Origin of the sequence: Pseudomonas sp. KBN12P06040 (assembly GCF_037574965.1) — a bacterium.
Lineage (GTDB): Bacteria > Pseudomonadota > Gammaproteobacteria > Pseudomonadales > Pseudomonadaceae > Pseudomonas > Pseudomonas aeruginosa.
Genome location: NZ_JBBELS010000001.1, coordinates 1,162,837 through 1,185,277 on the forward strand (window position 1 = coordinate 1,162,837; position 22,441 = coordinate 1,185,277).

General features: G+C 68.4%; 22 protein-coding genes. 7 read left to right on the plus strand and 15 right to left on the minus strand.

Features of this window, described 5'->3' with window-relative positions; genetic code table 11:
* The first annotated feature begins 140 nt into the window (after positions 1–140).
* On the plus strand, positions 141–602 hold the full coding sequence (gene ivy, locus VQ067_RS05445) for a lysozyme inhibitor Ivy (protein ID WP_003093002.1): 462 nt from the start codon (positions 141–143) through the stop codon (positions 600–602).
* Positions 603–697: 95 nt separating this feature from the next.
* On the opposite strand, the gene fecA is transcribed toward ivy, so the two are convergent.
* From fecA to mdrR1, 4 genes are all read right to left on the minus strand, one after another.
* Positions 698–3,052 carry a TonB-dependent Fe(3+) dicitrate receptor FecA gene (gene fecA, locus VQ067_RS05450; RefSeq protein WP_019484967.1) on the minus strand — a complete coding sequence of 785 codons (2,355 nt, stop codon included), beginning with the start codon at positions 3,050–3,052 and terminating at the stop codon, positions 698–700.
* Positions 3,053–3,146: 94 nt separating this feature from the next.
* Positions 3,147–4,100, minus strand: coding sequence for a FecR domain-containing protein (locus VQ067_RS05455; RefSeq protein ID WP_003110908.1), 954 nt, complete (start codon positions 4,098–4,100; stop codon positions 3,147–3,149).
* On the minus strand, positions 4,097–4,606 hold the full coding sequence (locus VQ067_RS05460; RefSeq protein WP_003092999.1) for a sigma-70 family RNA polymerase sigma factor: 510 nt from the start codon (positions 4,604–4,606) through the stop codon (positions 4,097–4,099). The genes VQ067_RS05455 and VQ067_RS05460 overlap by 4 nt, the downstream gene beginning before the upstream one ends.
* A gap of 100 nt (positions 4,607–4,706) precedes the next feature.
* Entirely contained in the window at positions 4,707–5,588 is an 882-nt protein-coding gene (gene mdrR1 / locus VQ067_RS05465; protein ID WP_003132628.1) for a transcriptional regulator MdrR1, read from the minus strand.
* Between the two features lie 125 nt (positions 5,589–5,713).
* Here mdrR1 and VQ067_RS05470 point away from each other — a divergent pair, with 125 nt between their 5' ends.
* Positions 5,714–6,616, plus strand: a complete 903-nt coding sequence (locus tag VQ067_RS05470) for a DMT family transporter (protein WP_003132629.1) — start codon at positions 5,714–5,716, stop codon at positions 6,614–6,616.
* 16 nt (positions 6,617–6,632) lie between these two features.
* On the opposite strand, the gene VQ067_RS05475 is transcribed toward VQ067_RS05470, so the two are convergent.
* Positions 6,633–7,610 (minus strand): 2-hydroxyacid dehydrogenase, encoded by a 978-nt coding sequence (locus VQ067_RS05475; RefSeq protein WP_003092995.1) that lies wholly within the window; start codon positions 7,608–7,610, stop codon positions 6,633–6,635.
* Positions 7,611–7,704: 94 nt separating this feature from the next.
* Positions 7,705–8,658 (minus strand): LysR family transcriptional regulator, encoded by a 954-nt coding sequence (locus tag VQ067_RS05480; protein WP_003092994.1) that lies wholly within the window; start codon positions 8,656–8,658, stop codon positions 7,705–7,707.
* 245 nt (positions 8,659–8,903) lie between these two features.
* Between VQ067_RS05480 and VQ067_RS05485 the strand changes: the two genes are divergently transcribed.
* Genes VQ067_RS05485 through VQ067_RS05500 form a run of 4 tightly spaced genes read left to right on the plus strand, consistent with a single transcriptional unit; the run spans position 8,904 to position 13,721 of the window.
* Positions 8,904–10,394 (plus strand): efflux transporter outer membrane subunit, encoded by a 1,491-nt coding sequence (locus VQ067_RS05485; protein ID WP_031655928.1) that lies wholly within the window; start codon positions 8,904–8,906, stop codon positions 10,392–10,394.
* A complete protein-coding gene (locus tag VQ067_RS05490; RefSeq protein WP_003119252.1) occupies positions 10,391–12,586 on the plus strand; it encodes an FUSC family protein in 2,196 nt (731 codons plus the stop codon). Before VQ067_RS05485 ends, VQ067_RS05490 begins: the two co-directional genes overlap by 4 nt.
* Positions 12,576–12,776: a DUF1656 domain-containing protein gene (locus VQ067_RS05495; protein ID WP_003082823.1), complete on the plus strand. Its 201-nt coding sequence runs from the start codon at positions 12,576–12,578 to the stop codon at positions 12,774–12,776. The genes VQ067_RS05490 and VQ067_RS05495 overlap by 11 nt, the downstream gene beginning before the upstream one ends.
* A 36-nt stretch (positions 12,777–12,812) precedes the next feature.
* Positions 12,813–13,721, plus strand: coding sequence for an efflux RND transporter periplasmic adaptor subunit (locus VQ067_RS05500; RefSeq protein WP_003113767.1), 909 nt, complete (start codon positions 12,813–12,815; stop codon positions 13,719–13,721).
* 127 nt (positions 13,722–13,848) lie between these two features.
* Here the strand turns inward: VQ067_RS05500 and VQ067_RS05505 are convergent, their stop codons facing one another.
* The 4 genes from VQ067_RS05505 to VQ067_RS05520 are packed head-to-tail and all read right to left on the minus strand — an operon-like array spanning position 13,849 to position 17,344.
* Positions 13,849–15,012: an osmoprotectant ABC transporter ATP-binding protein OsmV gene (locus VQ067_RS05505; RefSeq protein ID WP_003113768.1), complete on the minus strand. Its 1,164-nt coding sequence runs from the start codon at positions 15,010–15,012 to the stop codon at positions 13,849–13,851.
* Positions 15,013–15,024: 12 nt separating this feature from the next.
* Positions 15,025–15,687 carry an ABC transporter permease gene (locus tag VQ067_RS05510; protein ID WP_033991326.1) on the minus strand — a complete coding sequence of 221 codons (663 nt, stop codon included), beginning with the start codon at positions 15,685–15,687 and terminating at the stop codon, positions 15,025–15,027.
* Complete coding sequence (locus VQ067_RS05515) at positions 15,687–16,622, minus strand: glycine betaine ABC transporter substrate-binding protein (protein ID WP_003105663.1); 936 nt, start codon at positions 16,620–16,622, stop codon at positions 15,687–15,689. Before VQ067_RS05515 ends, VQ067_RS05510 begins: the two co-directional genes overlap by 1 nt.
* Positions 16,622–17,344: an ABC transporter permease gene (locus VQ067_RS05520; protein ID WP_003092982.1), complete on the minus strand. Its 723-nt coding sequence runs from the start codon at positions 17,342–17,344 to the stop codon at positions 16,622–16,624. The genes VQ067_RS05515 and VQ067_RS05520 overlap by 1 nt, the downstream gene beginning before the upstream one ends.
* A 441-nt stretch (positions 17,345–17,785) precedes the next feature.
* Between VQ067_RS05520 and VQ067_RS05525 the strand changes: the two genes are divergently transcribed.
* Positions 17,786–19,060, plus strand: a complete 1,275-nt coding sequence (locus VQ067_RS05525) for a cation:proton antiporter (RefSeq protein WP_003092979.1) — start codon at positions 17,786–17,788, stop codon at positions 19,058–19,060.
* Between the two features lie 58 nt (positions 19,061–19,118).
* On the opposite strand, the gene VQ067_RS05530 is transcribed toward VQ067_RS05525, so the two are convergent.
* The 5 genes from VQ067_RS05530 to VQ067_RS05550 all read right to left on the minus strand — a co-directional run bounded on the left by VQ067_RS05530 (position 19,119) and on the right by VQ067_RS05550 (position 22,386).
* The gene (locus VQ067_RS05530; RefSeq protein WP_003092978.1) at positions 19,119–19,364 is read right to left on the minus strand and encodes a YgjV family protein; all 246 of its coding nucleotides are present in this window, start codon (positions 19,362–19,364) and stop codon (positions 19,119–19,121) included.
* A 30-nt stretch (positions 19,365–19,394) separates the two neighbouring features.
* Positions 19,395–20,294, minus strand: coding sequence for a TIGR01459 family HAD-type hydrolase (locus VQ067_RS05535; RefSeq protein ID WP_033991743.1), 900 nt, complete (start codon positions 20,292–20,294; stop codon positions 19,395–19,397).
* Positions 20,295–20,398: 104 nt separating this feature from the next.
* The gene (gene tpbA, locus VQ067_RS05540; RefSeq protein WP_003111594.1) at positions 20,399–21,055 is read right to left on the minus strand and encodes a tyrosine phosphatase TpbA; all 657 of its coding nucleotides are present in this window, start codon (positions 21,053–21,055) and stop codon (positions 20,399–20,401) included.
* A gap of 87 nt (positions 21,056–21,142) precedes the next feature.
* On the minus strand, positions 21,143–21,535 hold the full coding sequence (locus VQ067_RS05545; protein ID WP_015502405.1) for a hypothetical protein: 393 nt from the start codon (positions 21,533–21,535) through the stop codon (positions 21,143–21,145).
* A gap of 20 nt (positions 21,536–21,555) precedes the next feature.
* Positions 21,556–22,386 (minus strand): SDR family oxidoreductase, encoded by an 831-nt coding sequence (locus VQ067_RS05550; protein ID WP_023125347.1) that lies wholly within the window; start codon positions 22,384–22,386, stop codon positions 21,556–21,558.
* Positions 22,387–22,441: the final 55 nt, after the last annotated feature.

Here is a 22,441-nt window from a genome sequence, read left to right on the forward strand (position 1 = left end):
GCGTCGGGATGCCTGTCATCCGGCGATCGATGGAATTGCCGGTGGACAGCGAACTTGTCGCAGTCGTGCCGTTCCAAGCAGCCAGCGGCGGCCACCGCCGGATAGACTGCTTTCATTTCACCCGATCGAAGGAAATCACCATGAACGGAGTATCCAGACTGCTCTCCCTGGCGTTGCTGGGCGCGGCGCTGCACTGGGCGCCGGCGCAGGCCGAGGAGCAGCCGCGGCTGTTCGAACTGCTCGGCCAGCCCGGCTACAAGGCCACCTGGCACGCCATGTTCAAGGGCGAGAGCGACGTGCCGAAATGGGTTTCCGACGCCAGCGGCCCGAGTTCCCCGTCCACCAGCCTGAGCCTGGAGGGCCAGCCCTACGTCCTGGCCAACAGTTGCAAACCCCACGATTGCGGCAACAACCGCCTGCTGGTGGCGTTCCGTGGCGACAAGAGTGCCGCCTACGGGCTGCAGGTGAGCCTGCCGGACGAGCCCGCCGAAGTCATGCAGACGCCGAGCAAGTACGCCACCTATCGCTGGTACGGCGAACCCTCCAGGCAGGTCCGCGAGCTGCTGATGAAACAGTTGGAGAGCGATCCGAACTGGAAGTGACGCCGGGCCTGAGGGGGACCAGGCCCGGCGGCGGGAAGGGCGGATGATCGCTGGCGATCGTCCGCCGTTGCGCCATGCGCTCCCGCGGTCTTCCTTCAGAAACCGACCGAGGCCTGTACGTACAGGGTGCGCGGCTGGCCGACGTAGAGGCCCTTGTTGTTGTCGTCGAACGAGCGGGTGTAGTAGCGGCGATCGAACAGGTTCTTCACCCCCAGGCCGAGCTTGAGGTCGTTCAGTTGCGGGCCGAAGTCGTAGGTGCCGCGCGCGCTCCAGACCATCCAGCCGGCGATCCGCCCGGTGCTGCCGTCGGCGCTTTCGCTCTCGGTGTTGGCGTTGTCGGCGTACTGGCTGGTCTGGAAGCTGCCGTCGAGGTTGTAGCTCCAGGCACCGGTGCGGTAGTTGGCGCCAAGGGTGCCCTTGTGCTTCGAGGAGAACGGCACCTGGTTGCCCTTGTTCGGCCCGTCCTCGCGAATGCTCGCGTCGACGTAGGCGTAGCTGGCATAGACGTCGAAGCCGGAGAGCAGCGGGTCGAGATCGGCCAGGTCGTAGGCGATCGCCGCCTCGATGCCCTTGTGCCGGGTCTTGCCGCGGGCGGTCACGCTGTCGGTCTGCTGGTTGCTCTCGTACTGGTTGTCGAAGTTGATCAGGAAGGCGCCCAGTTCGGCGCGCAGGATGCCGTCGTCGTAGCGGCTGCCGAGTTCCCAGGTGCGGGCCTTCTCCGGCTCGATGTCGCCGCTCTGCACTGCCTTGCCCATCTGGCTGTACTGCACGGTGCCGAACGAGCCCTCGGTGTTGGCGTAGAGGTTCCAGCTCGGCGTGAGGTGGTAGATCACGTTGAGCGCCGGCAGCGAGGCGTTGTAGCGGCCGCTGTCCTTGCTGTTCTTCAGCAGGTTCTTCTGTTCGGAGTCGATCTTCTCGTAGCGGATGCCAGGGGTGATGGTCCAGTTGCCGATGTCGATGCGATCGTCGATGTAGAACGCGTTGGCTTCGGTGCTGCCGCGGGTGTCGCGGTCGTTGCGGCTGCCGGTGCTGGGTAGCTGGCCGCTGTCGGCGCGGGTCCAGTAGCGCAGCTCGTGGCTGGCTTCGTTGACGTAGCGGTGGCCGATGCCCACTTCGTGGCGACTTTCGCCCAGCTCGAAGCCCTGGCTGAAGCGGGTTTCCAGGCCTCGCACCCAGTATTCGCGCGGCGACAGGGTGAGGTTGCGGCCCTGGTCGAGGTAGCCGCTGCGCAGGGTCTTGGTGAAGAAGCCGGTGACGTTGAGCTTCTGGCTGGCGTTGGGGGTGTATTCGTAGCTGGCGCTGGCCAGGGTACGGCGGCCCCAGAACTTGTCGTAGGGACGGGTCGACTGGTACGGATCGTCGCGGTAGGCCGCGGCGCTGAGGCCGCCGGGCATGTCGGCCTCGCCGTCGTAGTACTGGGTCATCGCCGAAAACGCGTGTTCGTCGCTGGGCTGGAAGCGGCCCTTGAGAATCAGGTCGTCGATCCGCGTATCGCTGTGCTCGCGCCAATCGCCGCCGCGGGTGCCGGAGTAGAGCAGGGCGCCGCCGAGGCCGTTGGCGCCGGTGCCGCCGATCAGCACGTTGTGGGTGGTCTTCAGGCCGTCCTGGCTGGAGCTGGGGCTGAGTTCGCTGTGCACGTCGAGCTTGGTGGCGAAGTCCTCGGGGATCGCACGGGTCACGAAGTTGACGATGCCGCCGACGTTCTGCGGCCCGTAGCGCACCGCGCCGCCGCCGCGAACCACGTCCACCGCGTCCATGTTGCCGATGGACACCGGCGCCAGCGACAACTGTGGCTGGCCGTAGGGGGCGAAGGGCACCGGGATGCCGTCCATCAGCACCGTCGAGCGCGACGCCAGGCGCGGGTTGAGGCCGCGAATGCCGAAGTTCAATGCCAGGTCGTGGCTGCCGGTGCCGTTGTTGAGCGGCGCGCTGACCCCGGGAATGCGCTCCAGCACTTCGCGGGTGCTGGCCGCGCCTTGGGCCTGGAACTGCTCGCGGCGGACCACGTCGCGCGCACCGGGATGCTCGAAGACGTCGGCGGCGCTGGCGTCGGCCAGCCAGTCGCCGACCACGGTGAGCGCCTGCAGGTTGGCCGGGTCTTCCACCGGCAGCGCCTCCAGGGTATAGGCGCCGTCGCCGCGGGCGCGCGCCTCCAGGCCGGAGCCGGCGAGCAGGGCGGCCAGGGCTTCCTCCAGGGTGTACTCGCCGTCCAGCGCCTGGCTGCGCCGCGCGGCGGTCTGTTCCGGGCTGAAGGCGATCAGCACGCCGGCCTGGCGGCCTAGGTGGTTCAGCGCCTGCTCCAGCGGCTCGGCAGGCAGGCGGTAGTACTGGCGGGCATCGGTGCGGATCTCGGCGGCGCAGGCACTGCCGGCGGAAACCAGGACGGGACCGCCGAGGCAGGCGAGGAGCAGGGCGCGGCTGAGCGGCGACAGGGCGCGTGACGGGGACATGAGGGACACTCCAGTGGATCGTTCGAGGTTGGCTTTCCTCCTCTGTCACGCGAGGTGGGGAAAAAGGCTCAGGTACGCGGAAATATCTTTCCGCTCATTCGCGCGGGTGCACGCCGACCCAGTAGCGGGTGACGCGCCGTACCTCCACAGGCAGCACCGCCGGCAGGGTGGCGAGGATCCGCTCGCTATCGTCCAGCGGATAGCTGCCGGAAATCCGCAGGCCGCCGATGCGCGGGTCGCAGCCCAGCCGGCCGGGGCGGTAGCGCGCGACTTCGGCGAGGAATTCGTCCAGGCGCATGCCGGCGGCCACCAGCATGCCGTCGGTCCAGGCGCCGCTGCCGACCGGCAACGGCTGCGGAACGCCGAGTCGCTCGCGGTCGAAGTCCAGCTGCCGGCCGCTGGGCAGCAGCAGGCCTTGGCCGGCGTGGTTCTCCACCTGCACCGCGCCTTCGTGGACGGCGACGCGGGTGCGTCCGGCGAACTGGCGCACGTCGAACCGGGTGCCCACCGGTCGCAGCCGGCCTTCCGCGCTGTACACGTGCAGCGGGCGCGGGTCGTGGCCGGTGCTGAGCTGGATTTCCCCGCGCAGCAGGAGCAGGCGCCGTTCGCCGGCATCGAAGCGGACATCCACCGCCGTGTCGCTGTTCAGCTCGAGGCGACTGCCGTCGGCCAGGGCCAGGCGCCGGCGTTCGCCGACGCCGGTGGCATAGTCGGCGCTCCAGCGCTGCAGGCTGCCGCTCTCGCGCAGGCCCCAGGCGCTGCCGCCGGCGGCCAGGACCAGCAGCAGGGTCTTCAGCGCGCGCCGGCGTTGCGGCGAATGCGGTGCGTTGATGGCGGCCAGGGCCAGTGGCGTGCCTATCCCGGCCAGGCGCTGGTTGACCGCCTCGATGTGGCGCCAGGCCTGCTCGTGTTCCGGGGCCGCCTGGCGCCAGCGCTGCCAGGCCTGGCGCAGGCGTTCGTCGTCGGCGCCGCCCTGCAGCTCGACCAGCCAGCGCACGGCCTGTTCAGCCACCTGCGGCGGCACCTTGGGTGCGGCGGGCAGGCTCATGGCAGCTCGGCGAAGTAGCAGCGTTGCGCAGCCTTGAGCATGTAGCGCTTGACGCTGCTCAGGGAGATGCCCAGCTGCGTGGCGATCTCGGCGTAGCCCAGGCCGTCGAGCTGGGCCAGCAGGAAGGTCTCCTTGGCCAGCGGCGGTAGGCCGTCGAGCAGGCGGTCCAGCTCGACCAGGGTCTCCAGGACGATGGCGCGGGTCTCTTCGCTGGGGACTTCCCGCTCGGGCAGGCTGGCCAGGGCTTCCAGGTAGGCGCGCTCGACGTCCTGGCGGCGGTAGTGGTTGCACAGCACGCGGCGGGCGATGGTGGTGAGGAAGGCGCGCGGTTCGTCGATGCGCGCGGCCTGGCGCGAAACCAGGACCTTGACGAAGGTGTCCTGGGCCAGGTCGGCGGCGTTCTGCGGGCAGCCGAGGCGGCGCCGCAGCCAGCCCGTGAGCCAGTGGTGGTGGTCGCTGTAGAGGGTATGCAACGCGGCCGCGTGGGCGAGGTCGGCGCTCGACACCTGGACATTCCCGGAGCAGAAGGATTAACGAATGATAATAGTTATCATTTTATGCTGCGGGAATGCCTGCCTACAACCGCAGGCTGTCGGCGCCTGGCTTTCAGGAGGCTTTCAGGGCGGCGCGGTACTGCCCCGGGGTGGCGCCATGGGCTTCGCGGAAGCGCCGGTTGAAATGGCTCGGACTGGCGAAGCCGCAGGCCAGCGAGACCTCCTGGAGCGACTGCGCGGAGTACGCCAGCAGGTCGCGGGCCCGCGCCAGGCGTCGTTCCAGCACGTAGCGGTGCGGCGGCAGGCCGAAGGAGACGCGGAACATGCGCGCGAAGTGGTACTCGGAGAGCGCCGCCAGCTCCGCCAGCGACCCCAGTTCCAGCGGCTGCTCCAGGTGGCTTTCGATGTAGTCGGCCAGGCGCCGCCGCACGTGCGCGGCCAGCCCGCCCTGCCAGCGTACGTCGGTACGCCTGCCGCACCCGGTGAGCAGCAGGTGGTCCACCGCCTGGTGGGCGAGGCTGGTGCATAGCAGGCGCTCGCCGGGTTCGTTCCAGTCCTGTCGTTCCAGGGTCCGGCACAGGGCGGCCAGCGGCTCGTCCTGGATGTAGGTGCGCTCCTCCAGTTGCAGGCTGCGTGGTTCGCAATCGAGGGTGCGTACCGCCGCGCCGGCCAGGCGTTCCGGGCTGATGTACAGGTGCATGAAGCCCAGGCCGCGTGTCACCGCCCAGTCGGAGTGGTGTTCGGCCGGCATCACGCAGAAGCGGTCGGGGCCGCCATAGAGCCCGGGACGATCGCGGCGGAAGGTCTGCCAGCCGCCCTGCAGGTAGAGCGACAGGGTGTGATGGCCGGGGTCGCTGTAGCCGAGGATCTCCGCTTCGTCGCGGTACCAATGGGCGAGCGCCAGGCCGTCGCTGAGCGTGCTGCTGCGCAGCAGGCGCGCATTGGAGGTCCGGTCGAGGGTGCGGAATACCTGGAAATCGCTGGGTTGGTGCATGCCGGCCATGCTACCCGCGCCCGGACGCTGCCGCGAGAGGCGGCGGATGAAAAGCGCAAGAATGGACAATGGTCGCGCCCGGCTTCGCCCGCAGACTGACGGCATCCTGTCGTTGCGGAGTCGCCATGAATCTTTCGCTGTACCTGCTCACCGTGCTCATCTGGGGCACCACCTGGATCGCCATCAAGCTGCAGATGGGTCCGGTGGCGATCACCCTGTCGATCGCCTACCGCTTCGCCCTGGCGGCGCTGGTGCTGTTCGCCGTGCTGCTGCTCGGCCGCCGCCTGCAAAGGCTGGACGCGCGGGGCCAACGCCTGTGCATGGCCCAGGGCGTATGCCTGTTCTGCCTGAATTTCATCTGCTTCTATACCGCCAGCCAGTGGATTCCCAGCGGCCTGGTGGCCGTGGTGTTCTCCACCGCCACCCTGTGGAATGCGCTGAACGCCCGCCTGTGGTTCGGCCAGCGCATCGCGTCGAACGTGATGGCCGGTGGCGGTCTCGGCCTGATCGGCCTGGGGCTGCTGTTCTGGCCGGAACTGGTGGGTCACCAGGCCACCCCGGAAACCTTCTACGGCCTCGGCCTGGCCCTGCTCGGCACGCTGTGCTTCTCCACCGGCAACATGCTTTCCAGCCTGCAACAGAAGGCCGGCATCCGCCCGCTCACCGGCAATGCTTGGAGCATGCTCTATGGCACCCTGATCCTCCTGGCGCTGTGCCTGTTCCAGGGCGTGCCGCTGAATTTCGACTGGAGCGCGCGCTACGTCGGCTCGCTGCTGTACCTGGCGATCCCCGGCTCGGTGATCGGCTTCACCGCCTACCTGACCCTGGTCGGGCGCATGGGCCCGGATCGCGCCGCCTACTGCACCGTGCTGTTCCCGGTGGTGGCGTTGAACATCTCGGCCTTCGCCGAGGGCTACCGCTGGACCGCACCGGCGCTGGCCGGGCTGGTCCTGGTGATGCTCGGCAACGTCTTGGTGTTCCGCAAGCCGAAGGCGCCGGCGCTGGCCGGGCCGGCGCGTTCGACCTAGCGGAGAGGTGGCGCGCTCAGCCGCGTCGCCACACCTGTGGATTGACCAGGTCCAGCGGCCGCTCGCCGCGCAGGGCCGCCTCGAAGTTCTGCAGCGCCCGCTCGGCCATGGCCCGGCGGGTCTCGTGGGTGGCCGAGCCGATGTGCGGCAGGGTCACCACGTTGTCCAGGGCGAACAGCGGCGATTCGGCCAGCGGTTCCTTCTCGTAGACATCCAGGCCGGCGCCGAGGATGCGTTTCTCCCGCAGGGCGGCGACCAGCGCGGCCTCGTCGACCACCTGGCCTCGGGCGACGTTGACCAGGATCGCCGAGGGCTTCATCAGGCCCAGTTCGCGCGCGCCGATCAACTGCCGGGTCTGCGCTCCCAGCGGCACCACCACGCAGACGAAGTCGGCCTCGCCGAGCAGTTCGTCGAAGCCGAGGAAGCGCGCGCCGAGTTCCTGTTCCAGTTCCGGCTTGCGGTTGTTGCCGTGGTAGAGCACCTGCATGCCGAAGCCGAAACGGCCGCGCCGGGCGATGGCCGCGCCGATCCGGCCGAGGCCGAGGATGCCGAGTTTCTTGCCATGCACGTCGGTGCCGAACTGCGGGGCGTCGACGGTGCGCTTCCAGTTCCCGGCCTTGACCCAGGCGTCCAGCTCGGCGACCCGTCGCGCGGCGCTGATCAGCAGGGCGAAGCCGAGGTCGGCGGTGGTCTCGGTGAGGACGTCGGGCGTGTTGGTGAGGGCGATGCCGCGGCGGTTCAGGTAGTCCAGGTCATAGTTGTCGTAGCCGACCGAGACGCTGGAGATGACTTCCAGTTGCTTCGCCTGTTCCAGTTGCCTGGCGCCGAGCGGCCGGCCGACGCCGATCATGCCGTGGGTATCGGGCAGGGCGGCGGCGTACTGGGCGTCGATGTCGCCCTGTTTCGGTTCGAGCACGCGGACGTTGAACTGGCGTTGCAGGCGTTCGAGATGCTCGGGGGCGAGGCGACTGAAGACGAAGACGTTCTTTTTCATGACGGGACTCTGCAAGCGGGAGCGAAAGCGCCGACCATACCACCGCCATCGAAGCGGCGGGCAGGGGCCCGCCACTGGGCGGGCGATTATCGGCTCAGGAGGGTCTTCCGAGTTCCAGGCCCAGCTCCACCAGCGCCGCTTCGTCGCGCTGGAGCAGGCCGGGCAGGCTTTCCTTGAGGTATTCCACCCAGGTCTTGATCTTCGCGTCGAGATACTGCCGCGAAGGGTACAGCGCATAGACGTTGAGCTGTTGCAGGCGGTGTTGCGGCAGGACCCGCACCAGGGTGCCCTTGCCCAGGTCCTCGATGGCCGAATACACCGGCAGGATGCCGATGCCCAGCCCGGAGCGGATTGCCTCGGTCATGGCGTCGCCGACATTGACCTGGAACGGCGAGGCGCCGATGGAGACCATTTCCTGGCCGTTGGGACCGTCGAACAGCCAGCGATCCAGCGGCACCACCGGGCTGACCAGCCGTAGGCAATCGTGGCTGGCCAGCTCCGAAGGCTCGCTCGGCGTGCCGTTCAGGCGCAGGTACTCCGGCGAGGCGCAAAGAATGCTGTAGGTCTCGCCGATGCGCTGGGAAATGAAGCCGGAATCGGGCAGCTCGGAGGCCACCACGATGGCCACGTCGAAGCCCTCGTCGAGCAGGTCCGGCACGCGGTTGGCCATGGTCAGGTCGAAGGTCACGTCGCGGTACTGCTGGCGGTAGCCGGCGATGGCGCGGATCACGTAGTGCTGGCCGATGCCGGTCATCGAATGCAGCTTCAGCTTGCCGGCGGGACGGGCATGGGCGTCGCTGGCTTCGGCCTCGGCTTCCTCGACGTAGGCGAGGATCTGCTCGCAGCGCAGCAGGTAGCGCTGGCCGGCTTCGGTGAGGGCGATGCGACGAGTGGTACGGTTGAGCAGGCGGGTGCGCAGGTGCGTCTCGAGGTTGGCCACCGCCCGCGAAACATAGGCGGTGGTGGTGTTGAGCTGCTGGGACGCCGCGGTGAAGCTTCCGGTTTCCGCCACGCAGACGAAGGCTCGCATGTTTTGCAGGGTGTCCATCGACGGGGCCTCCTAGGCACGCGCAGAAGTGTGTCAGATTGTTGCGAAGGCGGATTATTTCACATTACGCAATAAACAATCGCACTTGAGCCAGCTTATCAGCAGCCGCCAGCCTCTTAAAATTCATCGGCCCCCGAGCGCACGAACGCTCGAGCGGGTTGAACGGCGCCCGTACCGTTCAAATTCCGTGCTTCGCCCCTCCAGGATCAGACAACGTGCCGCGTGCTCTCAGGAAGGAACTGACCTTGGTCGGCTCCTTCGTCGGTTTTCTCGTCGTTTTCTCCGCAATATCCGGTTGTGTCAGTACAGGCGATATCGCCCCCGAGGCCGCCACGCTCGACGCCAACGCCCTGGCCACCGACCATGCGATCCAGGCTGCCGCCCGCGAGGCCGGCTGGCCGCAGGCGCAGTGGTGGAAGGTGTATGCCGATCCGCAGCTGGACGCCTGGATCGAGAAGGCGCTGGACGGCAATCCAGGCCTGGCGGTAGCCCATGCGCGGGTACGCCAGGCGAAGTCCATGGCCGGGCTGGTGGAGTCCATCGAGTCGCCGCAGATCGAGGGCAAGGGCTCGCTGGTCCGCCACCGCTGGCCGGACGACTATTTCTACGGCCCCGGCGACCTGGCGCGGACCACTTCCTGGAACAACTCCACCGAGATCGGCCTGAACTACAAGCTCGATCTCTGGGGGCGCGACCGCAGCGACAGCGAGCGCGCCGTCGACCTGGCCCACATGGCCGCCGCCGAGGCGCGCCAGGCGCAGCTCGAGCTGGAGGGCAACATCGTCCGCGCCTACGTCCAGCTCTCGTTGCAGTACGCCGAGATGGACATCGCCAAGGCCATGCTGCAACAGCAGCGCGACATCCTCGCCCTGGCCCAGCGTCGCCTGCGCGGCGGCATCGGCACGCATTTCGAGGTCAGCCAGGCGGAAGTGCCGCTGCCCGAGACCGAGCGCCGCATCGAGGTGATCGACGAAGAAATCCAGCTCACCCGCAACCTGCTCGCCGCCCTGGCCGGCAAGGGCCCGGGCGAGGGCCGCACGATCCGCCGGCCAAGCCTGAACCTGGCGGCGCAGCCGAGCCTGCCCAGCGCCTTGCCGGCCGAACTGCTCGGTCGCCGCCCGGATGTGGTCGCCCGCCGCTGGCAGGTCGCCGCCCTGGCCAAGGGCGTGGACGTGGCGCGCGCCGACTTCTACCCCAACGTCGACCTGATGGCCTCGGTCGGCTTCAGTGCCGTCGGCGGCGGCATGCTGGAGTTCTTCCGCAGCGCCAAGTACACCTACAGCGCCGGCCCGGCGGTGACCCTGCCGATCTTCGACGGCGGCCGCCTGCGTTCGCAGTTGGGCGAGGCGGCGGCCGGCTACGACGCGGCGGTGGAGCAATACAACCAGACCCTGGTGGATGCGCTGAAGAACATTTCCGACCAGTTGATCCGCCTGCATTCGGTGGACATCCAGAAGGACTTCGCCGCGCAATCGGTGGCTTCCGCGCAGAAGACCTACGATATCGCCACCCTGGCCTACCAGCGCGGCCTCACCGATTACCTCAACGTGCTCAACGCGCAGACCCGGCTGTTCCAGCAGCAACTGGTCCAGGAGCAGGTGCAGGCCGCCCGGCTGGCCGCCCACGCCAGCCTGCTCACCGCCCTCGGCGGCGGCGTCGGGGCCGGCGCCGATACGCCGGCGCAGCGGAAGCTGGCGCCGGAGAACGTCCCGGTCAGAGCGGTGTCTTTGCGATGAGTGGCCGCTCCGCTGGTTTCGCCCTGCCCAGCCGCGACGAGTGGCGGCGCGCGCTGGCCGAGTGGGCGCGCAGCGACGGGGCGACCTGGATCTACGTGTTCAAGGTGCTCTGCGCGGCCTTCCTGACCCTCTGGCTGGCGATGCGCCTGGAATTGCCGCAGCCGAGCACGGCGACCATCACCGTGTTCATCGTCATGCAGCCGCAGAGCGGCCAGGTGTTCGCCAAGAGCTTCTACCGCATCCTCGGCACCCTGGTCGGCCTCAGCGTGATGGTCACCCTGATCGCCCTGTTCGCCCAGGAGCGAGTGCTGTTCCTGCTCAGCTCGGCGATCTGGATCGGCCTCTGCACCGCCGGGGCCGCCCGCTACCGTGACTTCCGCTCCTACGCCTGCGTGCTCGCCGGCTACACCGCGACGCTGATCGGCATCCCCGCCACCAGCCATCCGGAAGGCGCCTTCATGCAGGCGATTTGGCGGGTCCTGGAAATCAGCCTGGCGATTCTCTGCTCGGGGGTGGTCAGCGCGGTGATCATGCCGCAGACCACCAGCGCGGCGATGCGCAATGCGCTGTACGTGCGCTTCGGCCTGTTCGCCGCGTTCGTCCTCGACAGCCTGCGCGGGGTCGGCGGGCGCGAGCGCTTCGAAAGCAGCAACGTGGCCTTCGCCGCCCAGGCGGTGGGCCTGGAGACGATGCGCGCGGCGAGCGCCTTCGAGGATCCGCACATGCGCCTGCGCAATGGCCGGCTGATTCGCCTGAGCAGCGAGTTCATGGCCATGAATACCCGTTTCCACGCCCTCCACCAGTTGCTCGAACGCTTGCGCGCGCAGGGCTCCACCCAGGTGCTGGATGCGTTCGAGCCGTGCCTGGAGGAAATCACCGGGCTGCTCGAGGAGATCCGTGGCCGCGCCGTCACCGACCATGACGCCGAGCGCTTCGCCCAGCGCCTCGCCGACTGCCGCGAACGCCTGATGGCGCGTATCCGCCAGGCGCGCGGCGAGCTGCTGGCGCGGGAGCCGGGTGAAGAGGCGCGGCTGGACTTCAATACCGCCGCCGAGCTGCTCTACCGTTTCGCCGAGGAGATGCACGACTACGCCCTGACCCATGCCTCGCTGGCCGCCCACCGCCACGAGCGCGAGCAGTGGAAGGACGCCTTCACCGCCAAGGCCAACGCGGTGGCGGCGGCAGTGGCGGGGATGCGCACCGGGTTGATGATCCTGCTGTTCGGCTGCTTCTGGATCTACAGCACCTGGCCCAGCGGCGGCACCTTCGCCCTCAATGCGGTGGCGGTCTCGGCGCTGGCCTCGGCGGCGCCGAACCCGAAGAAGGTCGCCATGCAGATGGCCATCGGCACCATGGCGGCGGCGCTGCTCGGCTTCAGCGAGATGTTCTTCGTCTACCCGCACATCGACGGTTTCCCGCTGCTGTGCCTGGTGCTGGCGCCGGTGTTCGCCCTCGGCGCGTTCATCTCCTCGCGGCCGCAGTGGGCCGGCTACGGTCTCGGCCTGCTGGTGTTCTTCTGCTTCGGTTCGGTGCCGGCGAACCTGACCGTCTACGACCCGGCCCACGTGATCAACGAGTACATCGCCCTGATCCTCTCGATGCTGCTCTCGGCCGCGGCCGCCGCGGTCATTCTGCCACCCAACAGCGCCTGGCTGTGGAAGCGCCTCGAGCGCGACCTGCGGATGCGCGTGGTGTTCGCCATCAGCGGCAGGAGCAGGGGGCTTGGCTCGGCCTTCGAAAGCGGCACCCGCGACCTGCTGAACCAGGCCTATGGCGTCGCTGCCGGGCGCCCGGACGTGCAGCGCGGCCTGCTGCGCTGGATGTTCCTGGTGCTCGAGGTCGGCCACGCGATCATCGAGCTGCGTCGCGAGCAGGAGCGCCTGCCGGACGAACCCTGCTACGCCGAGGCCATGCCCTGGCGCCAGGCGATCCGCGCCATGGGGCGGGCCCTGATCCGGCTGTTCGTGCGCCCCGGCGCGGAGAACCTGGAGCGCGCACTGGCGGCCGTCGACCAGGCCATCCACGCGGCCAGGCACACCGACGAACCCTGCGCGCCGCACTTCGACAGCTCGCCGCTACGGCGGGTGCGCAGCTACCTGCACTTCATCCGTTCTTCCTTGCTCGCGCCGACCTCGCCGCTGACCGAACTGGCCGGTCGGACGAGCGGCCAAGGTACCGTCCATGCCTCGTGAAATCGCCATCCATGGGGTCTACATGCCGACCCTGACGCTGTTGTTCGTGATCGCCGCGGCGCTCACCTGGGGGCTCGACCGGATCTTCGCCTCGGTTGGCCTGTATCGCTTCACCTGGCACCCGGCGCTGTTCCGGGTCAGCCTGTTCGCCTGCCTGTACGGCGGCCTGTCCCTGACCATCTACCGCTGAGGCGGTAGCGCACCTCTTCGTTATCGTGAGCCGACCATGACCTTGAAATCCGTAATCAGCCTGCTGGCGACCCTGCTGATCCTGCTGGTCGCCGTATTCATCGGGCGGACCCTGTGGGTCAACTACATGGACACCCCCTGGACCCGTGACGGTCGCGTGCGCGCCGACGTGATCAATGTCGCCGCCGACGTTTCCGGGATCGTCGTCGACGTCCCGGTGCGCGACAACCAGTTGGTGAAGAAAGGCGACCTGCTGATGCAGATCGACCCCGACCACTACCGCATCGCGGTGAAGCAGGCCGAATCGCTGGTCGCCTCGCGCAAGGCGACCCTGGAGATGCGCCAGCTGAACGCCCGGCGGCGCGCGGAAATGGATGAGATGGTGGTCTCCCGCGAAAGCCGCGACGACGCCCACAACACCGCCGCCGCGGCGATGGCCGACTACGAGCAGGCCAAGGCCCAGCTCGACGCCGCGCGCCTGAACCTGGAGCGCACCCGGGTGGTGGCGCAGGTCGACGGCTACGTCACCAACCTCAACGTGCACCGTGGCGACTACGCGCGGGTCGGCGAGGCGAAGATGGCGGTGATCGACAAGAACTCCTACTGGGTCTACGGCTACTTCGAGGAAACCAAGCTGCCGTACATCCGCGAAGGCGACCCGGTGGACATGCAGCTGATGAGCGGCGAACACCTCAAGGGCCACGTGGAAAGCATCGCCCGCGGCATCTACGACCGCGACAACCCGGAAAGCCGCGAGCTGACCGCCGACGTCAACCCCACTTTCAACTGGGTGCGCCTGGCCCAGCGCGTGCCGGTGCGGGTACACATCGACGAAGTGCCGGACGGCGTGCTGCTCTCGGCGGGGATCACCTGCACGGTGATCGTCAAGCCGCAAGGGCGCGACGACCAGGCCTCGGCGGCGCAGGCGCCGGGGCGGGCCGGTTGAGTGGAAGGGGCAGGGAGAAGCCCGGCGGATGCCGGGCTTTTTCGTTTCGGCGGGGCGGAAGAGGGCGCCACTCGCCAGGAATACGCTGCGGTTGGCGGCTGCCGGCGGTGAATATCCACCCGGCGGCCTAGGCCCCGACCTGTTCGGCCGGCGACACGATCAGGCCCTTGCCGCCGCGCGAGCGGCCGGAGCTGAGGTAGTCGGCGATGGATTCCTGGGTGACCTCGCCGAGGAACTGCTGGTCGGGGTCGAGCACCGGCAGCCAGGAGCTGTTGAACTCGTACATCCGCGACAACAGGATGCGCAGGTGCTCGTCGTGGCTGGCGGTGACCCGGAACGGGGTGACGAACGGCGCGCAGGTGCCCTCCTGGCGGCGCAGGTCCTTGCGTCGCACGTAGCCCAGGCCCTTGCCCTGGTCATCCACCACGATCAGGTAGCGCCGGTCGTTCTCGTCCATCAGTTCCAGCGCCTCGGCCACCGGGGTCTGCGGCCGGGCGGTGACCAGGCTGCTGTCGGCGGCGTCTTCGGCGCGCACCAGGAGCAGGCGCTTGAGCGTGCTGTCCTGGCCGGTGAAGGCGCTGACGAACTCGTCCGCCGGGTGCGCCAGCAGGGTGTCCGGGTGGTCGTACTGGAGCAGCCGGCCGCTCTTGAACACCGCCACCTTGTCACCCAGCTTGATGGCTTCGTCGATGTCGTGGCTGACCATGATCACGGTCATGCCGAGCTTGCGCTGCATTTCGAAGAACTCGTTCTGGATCGACTCGCGGTTGATCGGATCGACCGCGCCGAACGGCTCGTCCATCAGCAGCAGCGGCGCGTCCGCCGCCAGCGCGCGGATTACCCCGACGCGCTGCTGCTGGCCGCCGGAGAGTTCGCGCGGGTAGCGTTGCAGGTACTGCTTGGGCTCCAGCTTGACCATGCTCATCAGCTCGCGGGCCTTCTCCTTGCAGCGCGCCTTGTCCCAGCCGAGCAGGCGCGGCACGACCATGATGTTTTCCTCGATGGTCATGTTCGGGAACAGGCCGATCTGCTGGATCACGTAGCCGATGTGGCGGCGCAGGGTGACCTCGTCGAGGTCCGCGGTGTCCTGGCCGTCGATCAGCACGCGGCCGGAGGTCGGCGGGATGATCCGGTTGATCATCTTCAGGGTGGTGGTCTTGCCGCAGCCGGAGGGGCCGAGGAAGACGCAGATCTCGCCTTTCTCCACGGTCAGGCTGACGGAATCGACGGCGCGGAACTCCTTGCCGTTCTTCTGGGTGAAGGTCTTGCTGAGCTTGTCCAGTTCGATCATGTTCGGCTCCTGTCAGTGCGCGCTGGCGCGCAGTCCCTTGGGGGTGAGGATGCGTTGCAGCCATTGCAGCAGCAGGTCGGCGACGATGGCCAGGAGGCTGACCAGTACCGCGCCGACCACCAGCATCGGCATGTTGCTCTGGCTGATGGAAGTGAGGATCAGCACGCCCAGGCCGCCGGCGCCGATCACCGCGGCGATGGTCATCACGCCGATGTTCATCACCACGGCGGTGCGTACGCCGGCGAGGATCACCGGCACCGCGAGGGGAATGTCGACCATCCGCAGGCGTTGCCAGAAGGTCATGCCGATGCCCTTGCCGGCCTCGCGGATGCCCGCTTCGACGCCGGTCAGGGCGAGGTAGGTGTTGCGCAGGATCGGCAGCAGCGAATAGAGGAACACCGCGGTGATCGCCGGCAGCGGCCCGAGGCCCTGGCCGAATACCGAGTAGACCGGCATCAGCAGGCCGAACAGGGCGATCGAGGGGATGGTCAGCATCACCGTGGCGGCGCCCTGCAACGAGCCGGCCAGCCACGTGAAGCGGGTCATCAGCACGCCCAGCGGCACGCCGACGAGGATCGCCAGGCCTACGGCGACCAGTACCAGCAGCAGGTGCTGGAGGGTGAGCTGGCCGACCTGGGACCAGTCGAGATGGGAAAGCACGCTGAAGAAGTCCATTACTGGCTACCTCCCTGGCCGGCCTGGCCGTCGTCGAGCAGGTGGTGTTCGCGGAGGAAGTCGGCGGCGACCTTCTGTGGCGTCTGCTGCTCGATATCGACCCGCGCGTTGAGCGCCTGCATGGTGGCGTCGTCGAGCCGCTCGATGATCGGATCGAACAGCGTGGCGAACTCCGGATGGCGCTGCATGACCTCCTTACGCACCACCGGGGCGGCGTTGTAGAAGGGGAAGTACTGCTTGTCGTCCTTCAGCACGCGCAGCTTGAAATCCTTCAGGCGGCCGTCGGTGGTGTAGACGAGGCCGAGGAACACCTGGCGGTTCTTCAGCGCGGTGTAGACCAGCCCGGCGTCCATCTGGCGGATGTCGTTGCGGGTGAAGTGCAGGGCGTACAGCTCGCTCATGGGGCCGAGGCCGTCGGGGCGGCCGGCGAACTCCGGGTCCATGGCGAACAGGTGGGTGCTCCCGGGCTCGGCCTCCTGCTGTTCGGCGAGCACCCGCGCGAGATCGCTGACGCTCTGGATGCCCAGGCGCTCGGCCTGTTCCTCGGGCATGGCCAGGGCATAGGTGTTGTTGAAGCGGGTCGGCTTCAGCCAGACCAGGCCCTGGGCTTCGTCGAGTTGCTTGACCCGGCGGTAGGAAGCCGCGGCGTCGAGCTTCTCGTCGATGTGGTTGTAGACGATCAGCGACGAGCCGGTGTACTCCCAGACGATATCCAGTTGGCCGCTTTCCTGGGCGGCGCGGGCCAGGGTGCTGCCCAGGCCGGTGGTGACCGTCACGTCGTAGCCGCGCTTCTGCAGGAACTGCGCGGTGATGGCGGTGAGGATGCGCTGCTCGGTGAAGGTCTTGCCGCCGATGCGCAGGGTTTCCGCCTGCGCCAGGCCGGCGGCGAACAGGCCGGCGCAGGCCAGGCAGAGTGAGCGGATCAGTCGGTTCATCAGGCCTCCTTGGCGGTCAGGCCGCGTTCCAGGAACATGCGGCTGAACAGCACCACCAGGGCGTCCAGCAGCAGGGCGAGGAGCGCCGTGCAGGCGGCGCCGAGCAGCAGTTGCTGGTGGTTGTTCAGGTAGATGCCGGGGAAGATCAGGCTGCCCAGGCTGTTGGCGCCGATCAGGAACGCCAGCGGCGCGGAGCCGACGTTCAGCGCCAGGGCCACGCGCACGCCGCCGACGATGATCGGCACCGCGTTCGGCAGTTCCACCCGCAGCAGCACCTGGTTGGGCGTCATGCCGATGCCGGTGGCGGCTTCCTTCAGCGCCGGCGAGACATTGCGCAGGCCCTCGTAGGTGTTGCGCACGATCGGCAGCAGCGAGGCGAGGAACAGGGCGAGGATTGCCGGGCCGTTGCCGATGCCGATGATCGCCAGGGCGATGGCCAGCACCGCCAGCGGCGGGATGGTGTTGCCGACGTTGAACACCTGCATCAGGCGTTCGGCCTGGGCCTGCATGCCGGGACGGCTGAGCAGGATGCCGGCCGGCACGCCGACCAGCAGGGCGGCCGCCATCGAACTGAAGACCAGCACCAGGTGGGCCTGCAAGTAGAACAGCAGGTCCTCGCGGTAGTGGAGGATGGTCGCGGGGGTGATCCAGTGGATCAGCAAGGCCAGTACGGCGGCTGCGGCGCAGAGGCCGAGCAGGGCCTTGCCACAGGTTTTCACCATGGTCGGGACTCCCTTCGGAATGAGCGTTGGCTACGCTGTCGGGCGCTTCGTCGAAGCGCGGAAACAGGCCGGAAATCAAAGGCTTCGGATGGGCACCGAATTGCCGACCCTGAAAGGGTTGACCGTTCGTCGTTCGCGGAGGTTCAACGAAACGGCCATGCTTGTGCCATGACCGGGCCTGGGCAAGCGGCCGCAGCCGCCGTCTCGCCTGGGCTGGCGGCGAACGAAGAAATTTTCCCGGGGGAGCGGGCGAGAAGGGCGTTGCCGCGTCGGCGGCGCGCCATGCACCGTATCGGTGCGATCGACGCCCAGGGCTTTTCTGCGGTTATGATGCGGGTTCCGAAATTTTCTCGGGCTTTTCCAGACATTCGCACCCCACGGTTCACGGATCGGCCTTTTGGGGTAGGTGTTTTACCTTCTGCTAAGGGAGTACCCCGCGTCATGCTCGATCTCGTCGCGGCATTCATTGCCTTGACCACCTTGCTCACCTACGTCAACTACCGCTTCATCCGCCTGCCGCCGACCATCGGCGTGATGGCCACGGCGCTGGTGTTCTCGCTGATCGTCCAGGGTCTGTCGGAACTGGGCTATCCGATCCTCGAGGTGGAGATGCAGGAAATCATCCGCCGCATCGACTTCTCCGAAGTGCTGATGACCTGGTTCCTGCCCGCGCTGCTGTTCGCCGGCGCACTGCACGTCGACCTCTCCGACCTGCGCAGCTACAAGTGGCCGATCGGCCTGCTGGCCACCGCCGGGGTGCTGATCGCCACCTTCGTCATCGGTGGCCTGGCCTACTACACCTTCCCGCTGTTCGGCTGGCAGGTGGATTTCATCTACTGCCTGCTGTTCGGCGCGCTGATCTCGCCGACCGACCCCATCGCCGTGCTCGGCATCCTCAAGTCCGCCGGCGCGCCGAAACCGCTGGCGACCACCATCGTCGGCGAGTCGCTGTTCAACGACGGCACCGCGGTGGTGGTGTTCGCCATCATCCTCGGCATCCTCCAGCTCGGCGAGGCGCCCACGGTCAGCGCCACGGCGATCCTCTTCGTCCAGGAAGCCATCGGCGGCGTGCTTTTCGGCGCGGTGCTCGGCTACGGCGTGTTCGTGATGATGCGCGGCATCGACCAGTACCAGGTGGAGGTCATGCTGACCCTCGCCCTGGTCATCGGCGGCGCCGCGCTGGCCGCGCGCCTGCACGTATCGGCGCCGATCGCGATGGTGGTGGCCGGGCTGATCATCGGCAACCACGGACGCCACTACGCGATGTCGGACGAGACCCGGCGCTACGTGGACAAGTTCTGGGAGCTGATCGACGAGATCCTCAACGCCCTGCTGTTCGCCCTGATCGGCCTGGAGCTGCTGCTGTTGCCGTTCTCCTGGCTGCACGTGGCGGCGGCCTTCGCTCTCGGCGGCGCGGTGCTGGTCTCGCGCCTGCTCACGGTGGGGCCGGCGATCCTGGTCCTGCGCCGTTTCCGTGGCGCCAACCGGCAGGTACCGGCGGGCACCATCCGCATCCTGGTCTGGGGCGGGCTGCGCGGCGGCGTCTCGGTGGCGCTGGCGCTGTCCCTGCCGCTGGGGCCGGAGCGCGACCTGATCCTCAGCCTGACCTACATCGTGGTGCTGGTATCGATCCTGCTCCAGGGGCTTTCCATCGGCCCGCTGGTGCGTCGTATCTACGCCGGCCAGCCGCTGGAGAAAAGCGAGGGGGCGCACTGAGCGCGGCCTTCGCAAGGCGAGCGCCCGCCGTCATGGCGGGCGTTTTCGTTGGCGGCCATCAGGCGCTGTCCTGTGGCGCTTCGTTGCGATGGGTGCCGCGCAGGTTCATCGCCGCCAGGCAGACCTGCAGCAGGATCAGCGCATAGGCCTGGGCGTACAGGCCCCAGGCGATCCACAGCAGGTTGCTGGCGAGGAACACCCAGAAGCCGACCTTGCGTCTTCGCCGGTGCGCCGACGCCACCAGCCAGGCGGCCACCACCGTGACCAGCATGGCGGGCCATTGCAGGTAGTCCAGCCAATGCATGCGCGCATCCTTTTTCCGACCTTTGAGGGGTCAGACCAGCCCTGGCGCGGCAAAGTGCGGTCGGATCGGATAGCCGTGCAGCAGCGACCTGACCCGTTCCTCGTCGAGCGCCCCGTTGAACTCGGCGCCCAGGGCTTCGCGGTGGATGCCGGTGGCGCCCAGCCAGAGGGTATCGATGCGCGCGGCGAGGGCGCCGGGGACGTCGGTCACCAGCGAGTCGCCGACGAACAGGATGTGCCGCGCGCCGCGCGCTTCCAGTTGCCGCTGGGCGATGCGGAAGGCCGCCGGGTCGGGCTTGCCGTACCAACTGACCTGGCCGCCTTCCTCGCTGAACAGCTCGGCGAGCATACCCGCGCCGTATACCGTGCGGCCGCCGGAAACCACCACGCGGTCCGGGTTGGCGCAGAGGAACGGCAGGTCGGTGGCGCCGCGCAGGGGCGCGAAGCGCTGTTCCAGTTCTTCCTGGGGAAAGCTGCCGACGCCGACGATCAGCGCCGCCTGGGCGATGTCGTCGACGAAGCGCTCGCGGATTTCCGCCGGCCAGCTCTGCTGGGCCAGGCCGACGCCGGCCAGGTAGATGCCGCCACGCCGGTAGTCGGCGGTTTGCAGCAGGGCGTCGATGGTCAACTGGCCGGAGGTGGTGATGCCGGCGAACCAGTCGCGCTGGATGCCCAGGCGCTCGAGCCCGGCGCTCATTTCCACCACGCTGCTGGACGAGTTGCTGAGGAACCAGACCGGGCGGCCTTCGGCGTGCCGCCGGGCGAGCCAGGCGAGGGCGCCGGGGAACGCCTCGGCGCCGTCCATCACTACGCCCCAGAGATCGAGAAGGAAGCCGTCATAGTCGGCGCAGAGCGCTTCCAGTTGCGCATGGTCGAGCAGGCGGGTGCTGGTGGCGGCGCTGAAGCGCGGGGAGGTCGGGGCATCGCTCATGGGAGTCTCGTCGCGGCTGTCGAAGTGGGCCGCCGCGTGCGGCGGCGAGCCCCAAGGGTGCCAAACTTGCGTGACGGGACCAAGCCTTTCGGCCCTGCGCGTGTTTACGGCCGGTCGAGCGCCTGGGCCATCCACTCGCGCACATGGCAGAGGGCGAAGCGCGATGGGCTGCATTCGCCGTTGGCCATCGCCAGGCGCAGGCCGTCGACGTCGGCGCCGCGCACATAGGCGCTGGCGTCGCGCATGTCGTCCTCGTCGCCGAACCCGCCGCGCTGCATTTCCTCCAGCGCGGCCTGCTTGTCCCAGCCCTGCACGACGATGCGGTACATGGCGGCGAACAGTCCGGTGCGGTTGTTACCGTGCTTGCAGTGCATCAGTACCGGGCCTTCGCGCTCGGCGGCCTGCAACTGGCGGAGGACGCTGAGCACCTCGGCGTCGTCGACCCGGTCGGCGTGGGTCGGCAGGCTGACCACCCGCACCGGAGCCTGGCCCAGCCAGGCGCGGTCGTCGTCCTTGATGAAGCTGACCACCGTCTTCACCTGCAGGCGTTGCAGCAGCGCGACGCTCTGTGCGTTGGGCAGCGCGCTGCGATAGAGGGTGGGGCTCATGCGGTAGAGGTTGATCGACGGGTCGACCGCTTGCGCCCAGGCTGGCGAACGCGGGGCGGCAGTCTCGGCGGCATGCAGCGGGCCGCCGAGCAGGAAGGCGCCGAGCACGGCGGCGAGGAGCAGGCGGAGCCAGGCGAGCGGTGAACGGTGCATGTCGGCCTCGTGCGGTGGGTGGCCAACACTAGGCGAGGGCGGGTCAAGCCGAGCTGAAGAGAATGTGAAGAATTCGTTGAGGCAGCTTCACCCGTCACGCAGGAAGAATCCATAGACCCTGCCGGAGAAGAACACCAGCAACAGCGCCGGATAGCACAGGTAGTGCAGCACCACGATGAGCAGTGCCGCCGGGCTGGGATCGCCTTTCAGCGAGGCGAGGCCGACCAGTAGCAGGTAAAGGATCCCGAGCACTCCGCCATACAGGGCGACCAGGCGCAAGCGCTCGCCCCAGGTCGGCCAGCGCCGCTGCGCGCGGGCGAACCACCAGGCCAGGCCGCCGGCGACCAGCGCGGCGATCAGCAGGCTGGCCGGCAGGCCGCCGAAGCGGACCACCCCGCGCAGCAGCACGTTGAGCAGGATCGCCGCGGCGATCCCGGCCAGGGCGTAGTAACGGATGGGTACGGCAAGGCGGTCGCCCATAGCGGTATCTCCTGGCGGTTTCAGAGGCGCGTGTCGAGGCCGAAGCGCTTCTTCAGCAGCCGCTCCAGCAGGCCGCGCGGCATCCAGCGGGCCAGCGCCGGCAGGGCCCGGCTGCCATTGCCGATGCGCACCAGCGGCGGGCGCGGACGGCGCTGCACGGCGGCGAGCAACTGGCGGGCGAAGTCTTCGGCGGGCGTGGGATTGTCCTGGGATGCCGCGGCGCGCGCCTGGATCTGCCGGCGCAACGGCCACCAGGGCGAGCGTTCGTCGACCACGCTGTCCATCTCGCGGCTGGCGCTGGCGCCGAAGTTCGAGGCGATGGCGCCCGGCTGCACTTCCAGCACCTCGACGCCGAACGGTGCCAGTTCCAGGCGCAGGGCATCGCTCAGCGCATGCACCGCGGCCTTGGAGGCGCAGTAGGCGCCGGCGAAGGGCGTGACCAGCACGCCGGAGACGCTGCCGACGTTCACCACCAGGCCGGACTTGCGCCTCAGTAGCGGGAACAGTGCGCGGGTCACGCCGACCACGGCGAACACGTTGGTCTCGAACTGCCGGCGCATGGCGTCGACGCCGCCGTCCAGCAGCGGACCCATGGCGCCGTAGCCGGCGTTGTTGACCAGGACGTCGAGGCCGGCGGCTTCGACTTCCAGCTCCTCGGCCAGACGGGCCAGCGCGGCGGCGTCGTTGACGTCCAGTTGCACCGCCTGGAAGCCGGCCTTGGCCAGGGCGCGCACGTCGTCTTCCTTGCGTGCGCTGGCCCAGACCCGGTAGCCGGCGCGCTGGAAGGCGTCGGCGAGGGCGCGGCCGATGCCGCTGGAGCAGCCGGTGACGAAGGCGACGGGTTGGCTCATGGGGCGGCGTTCCTTGGCTGGGAGTTGGAAGGAGGGCGGCCTACCGTACTGGATT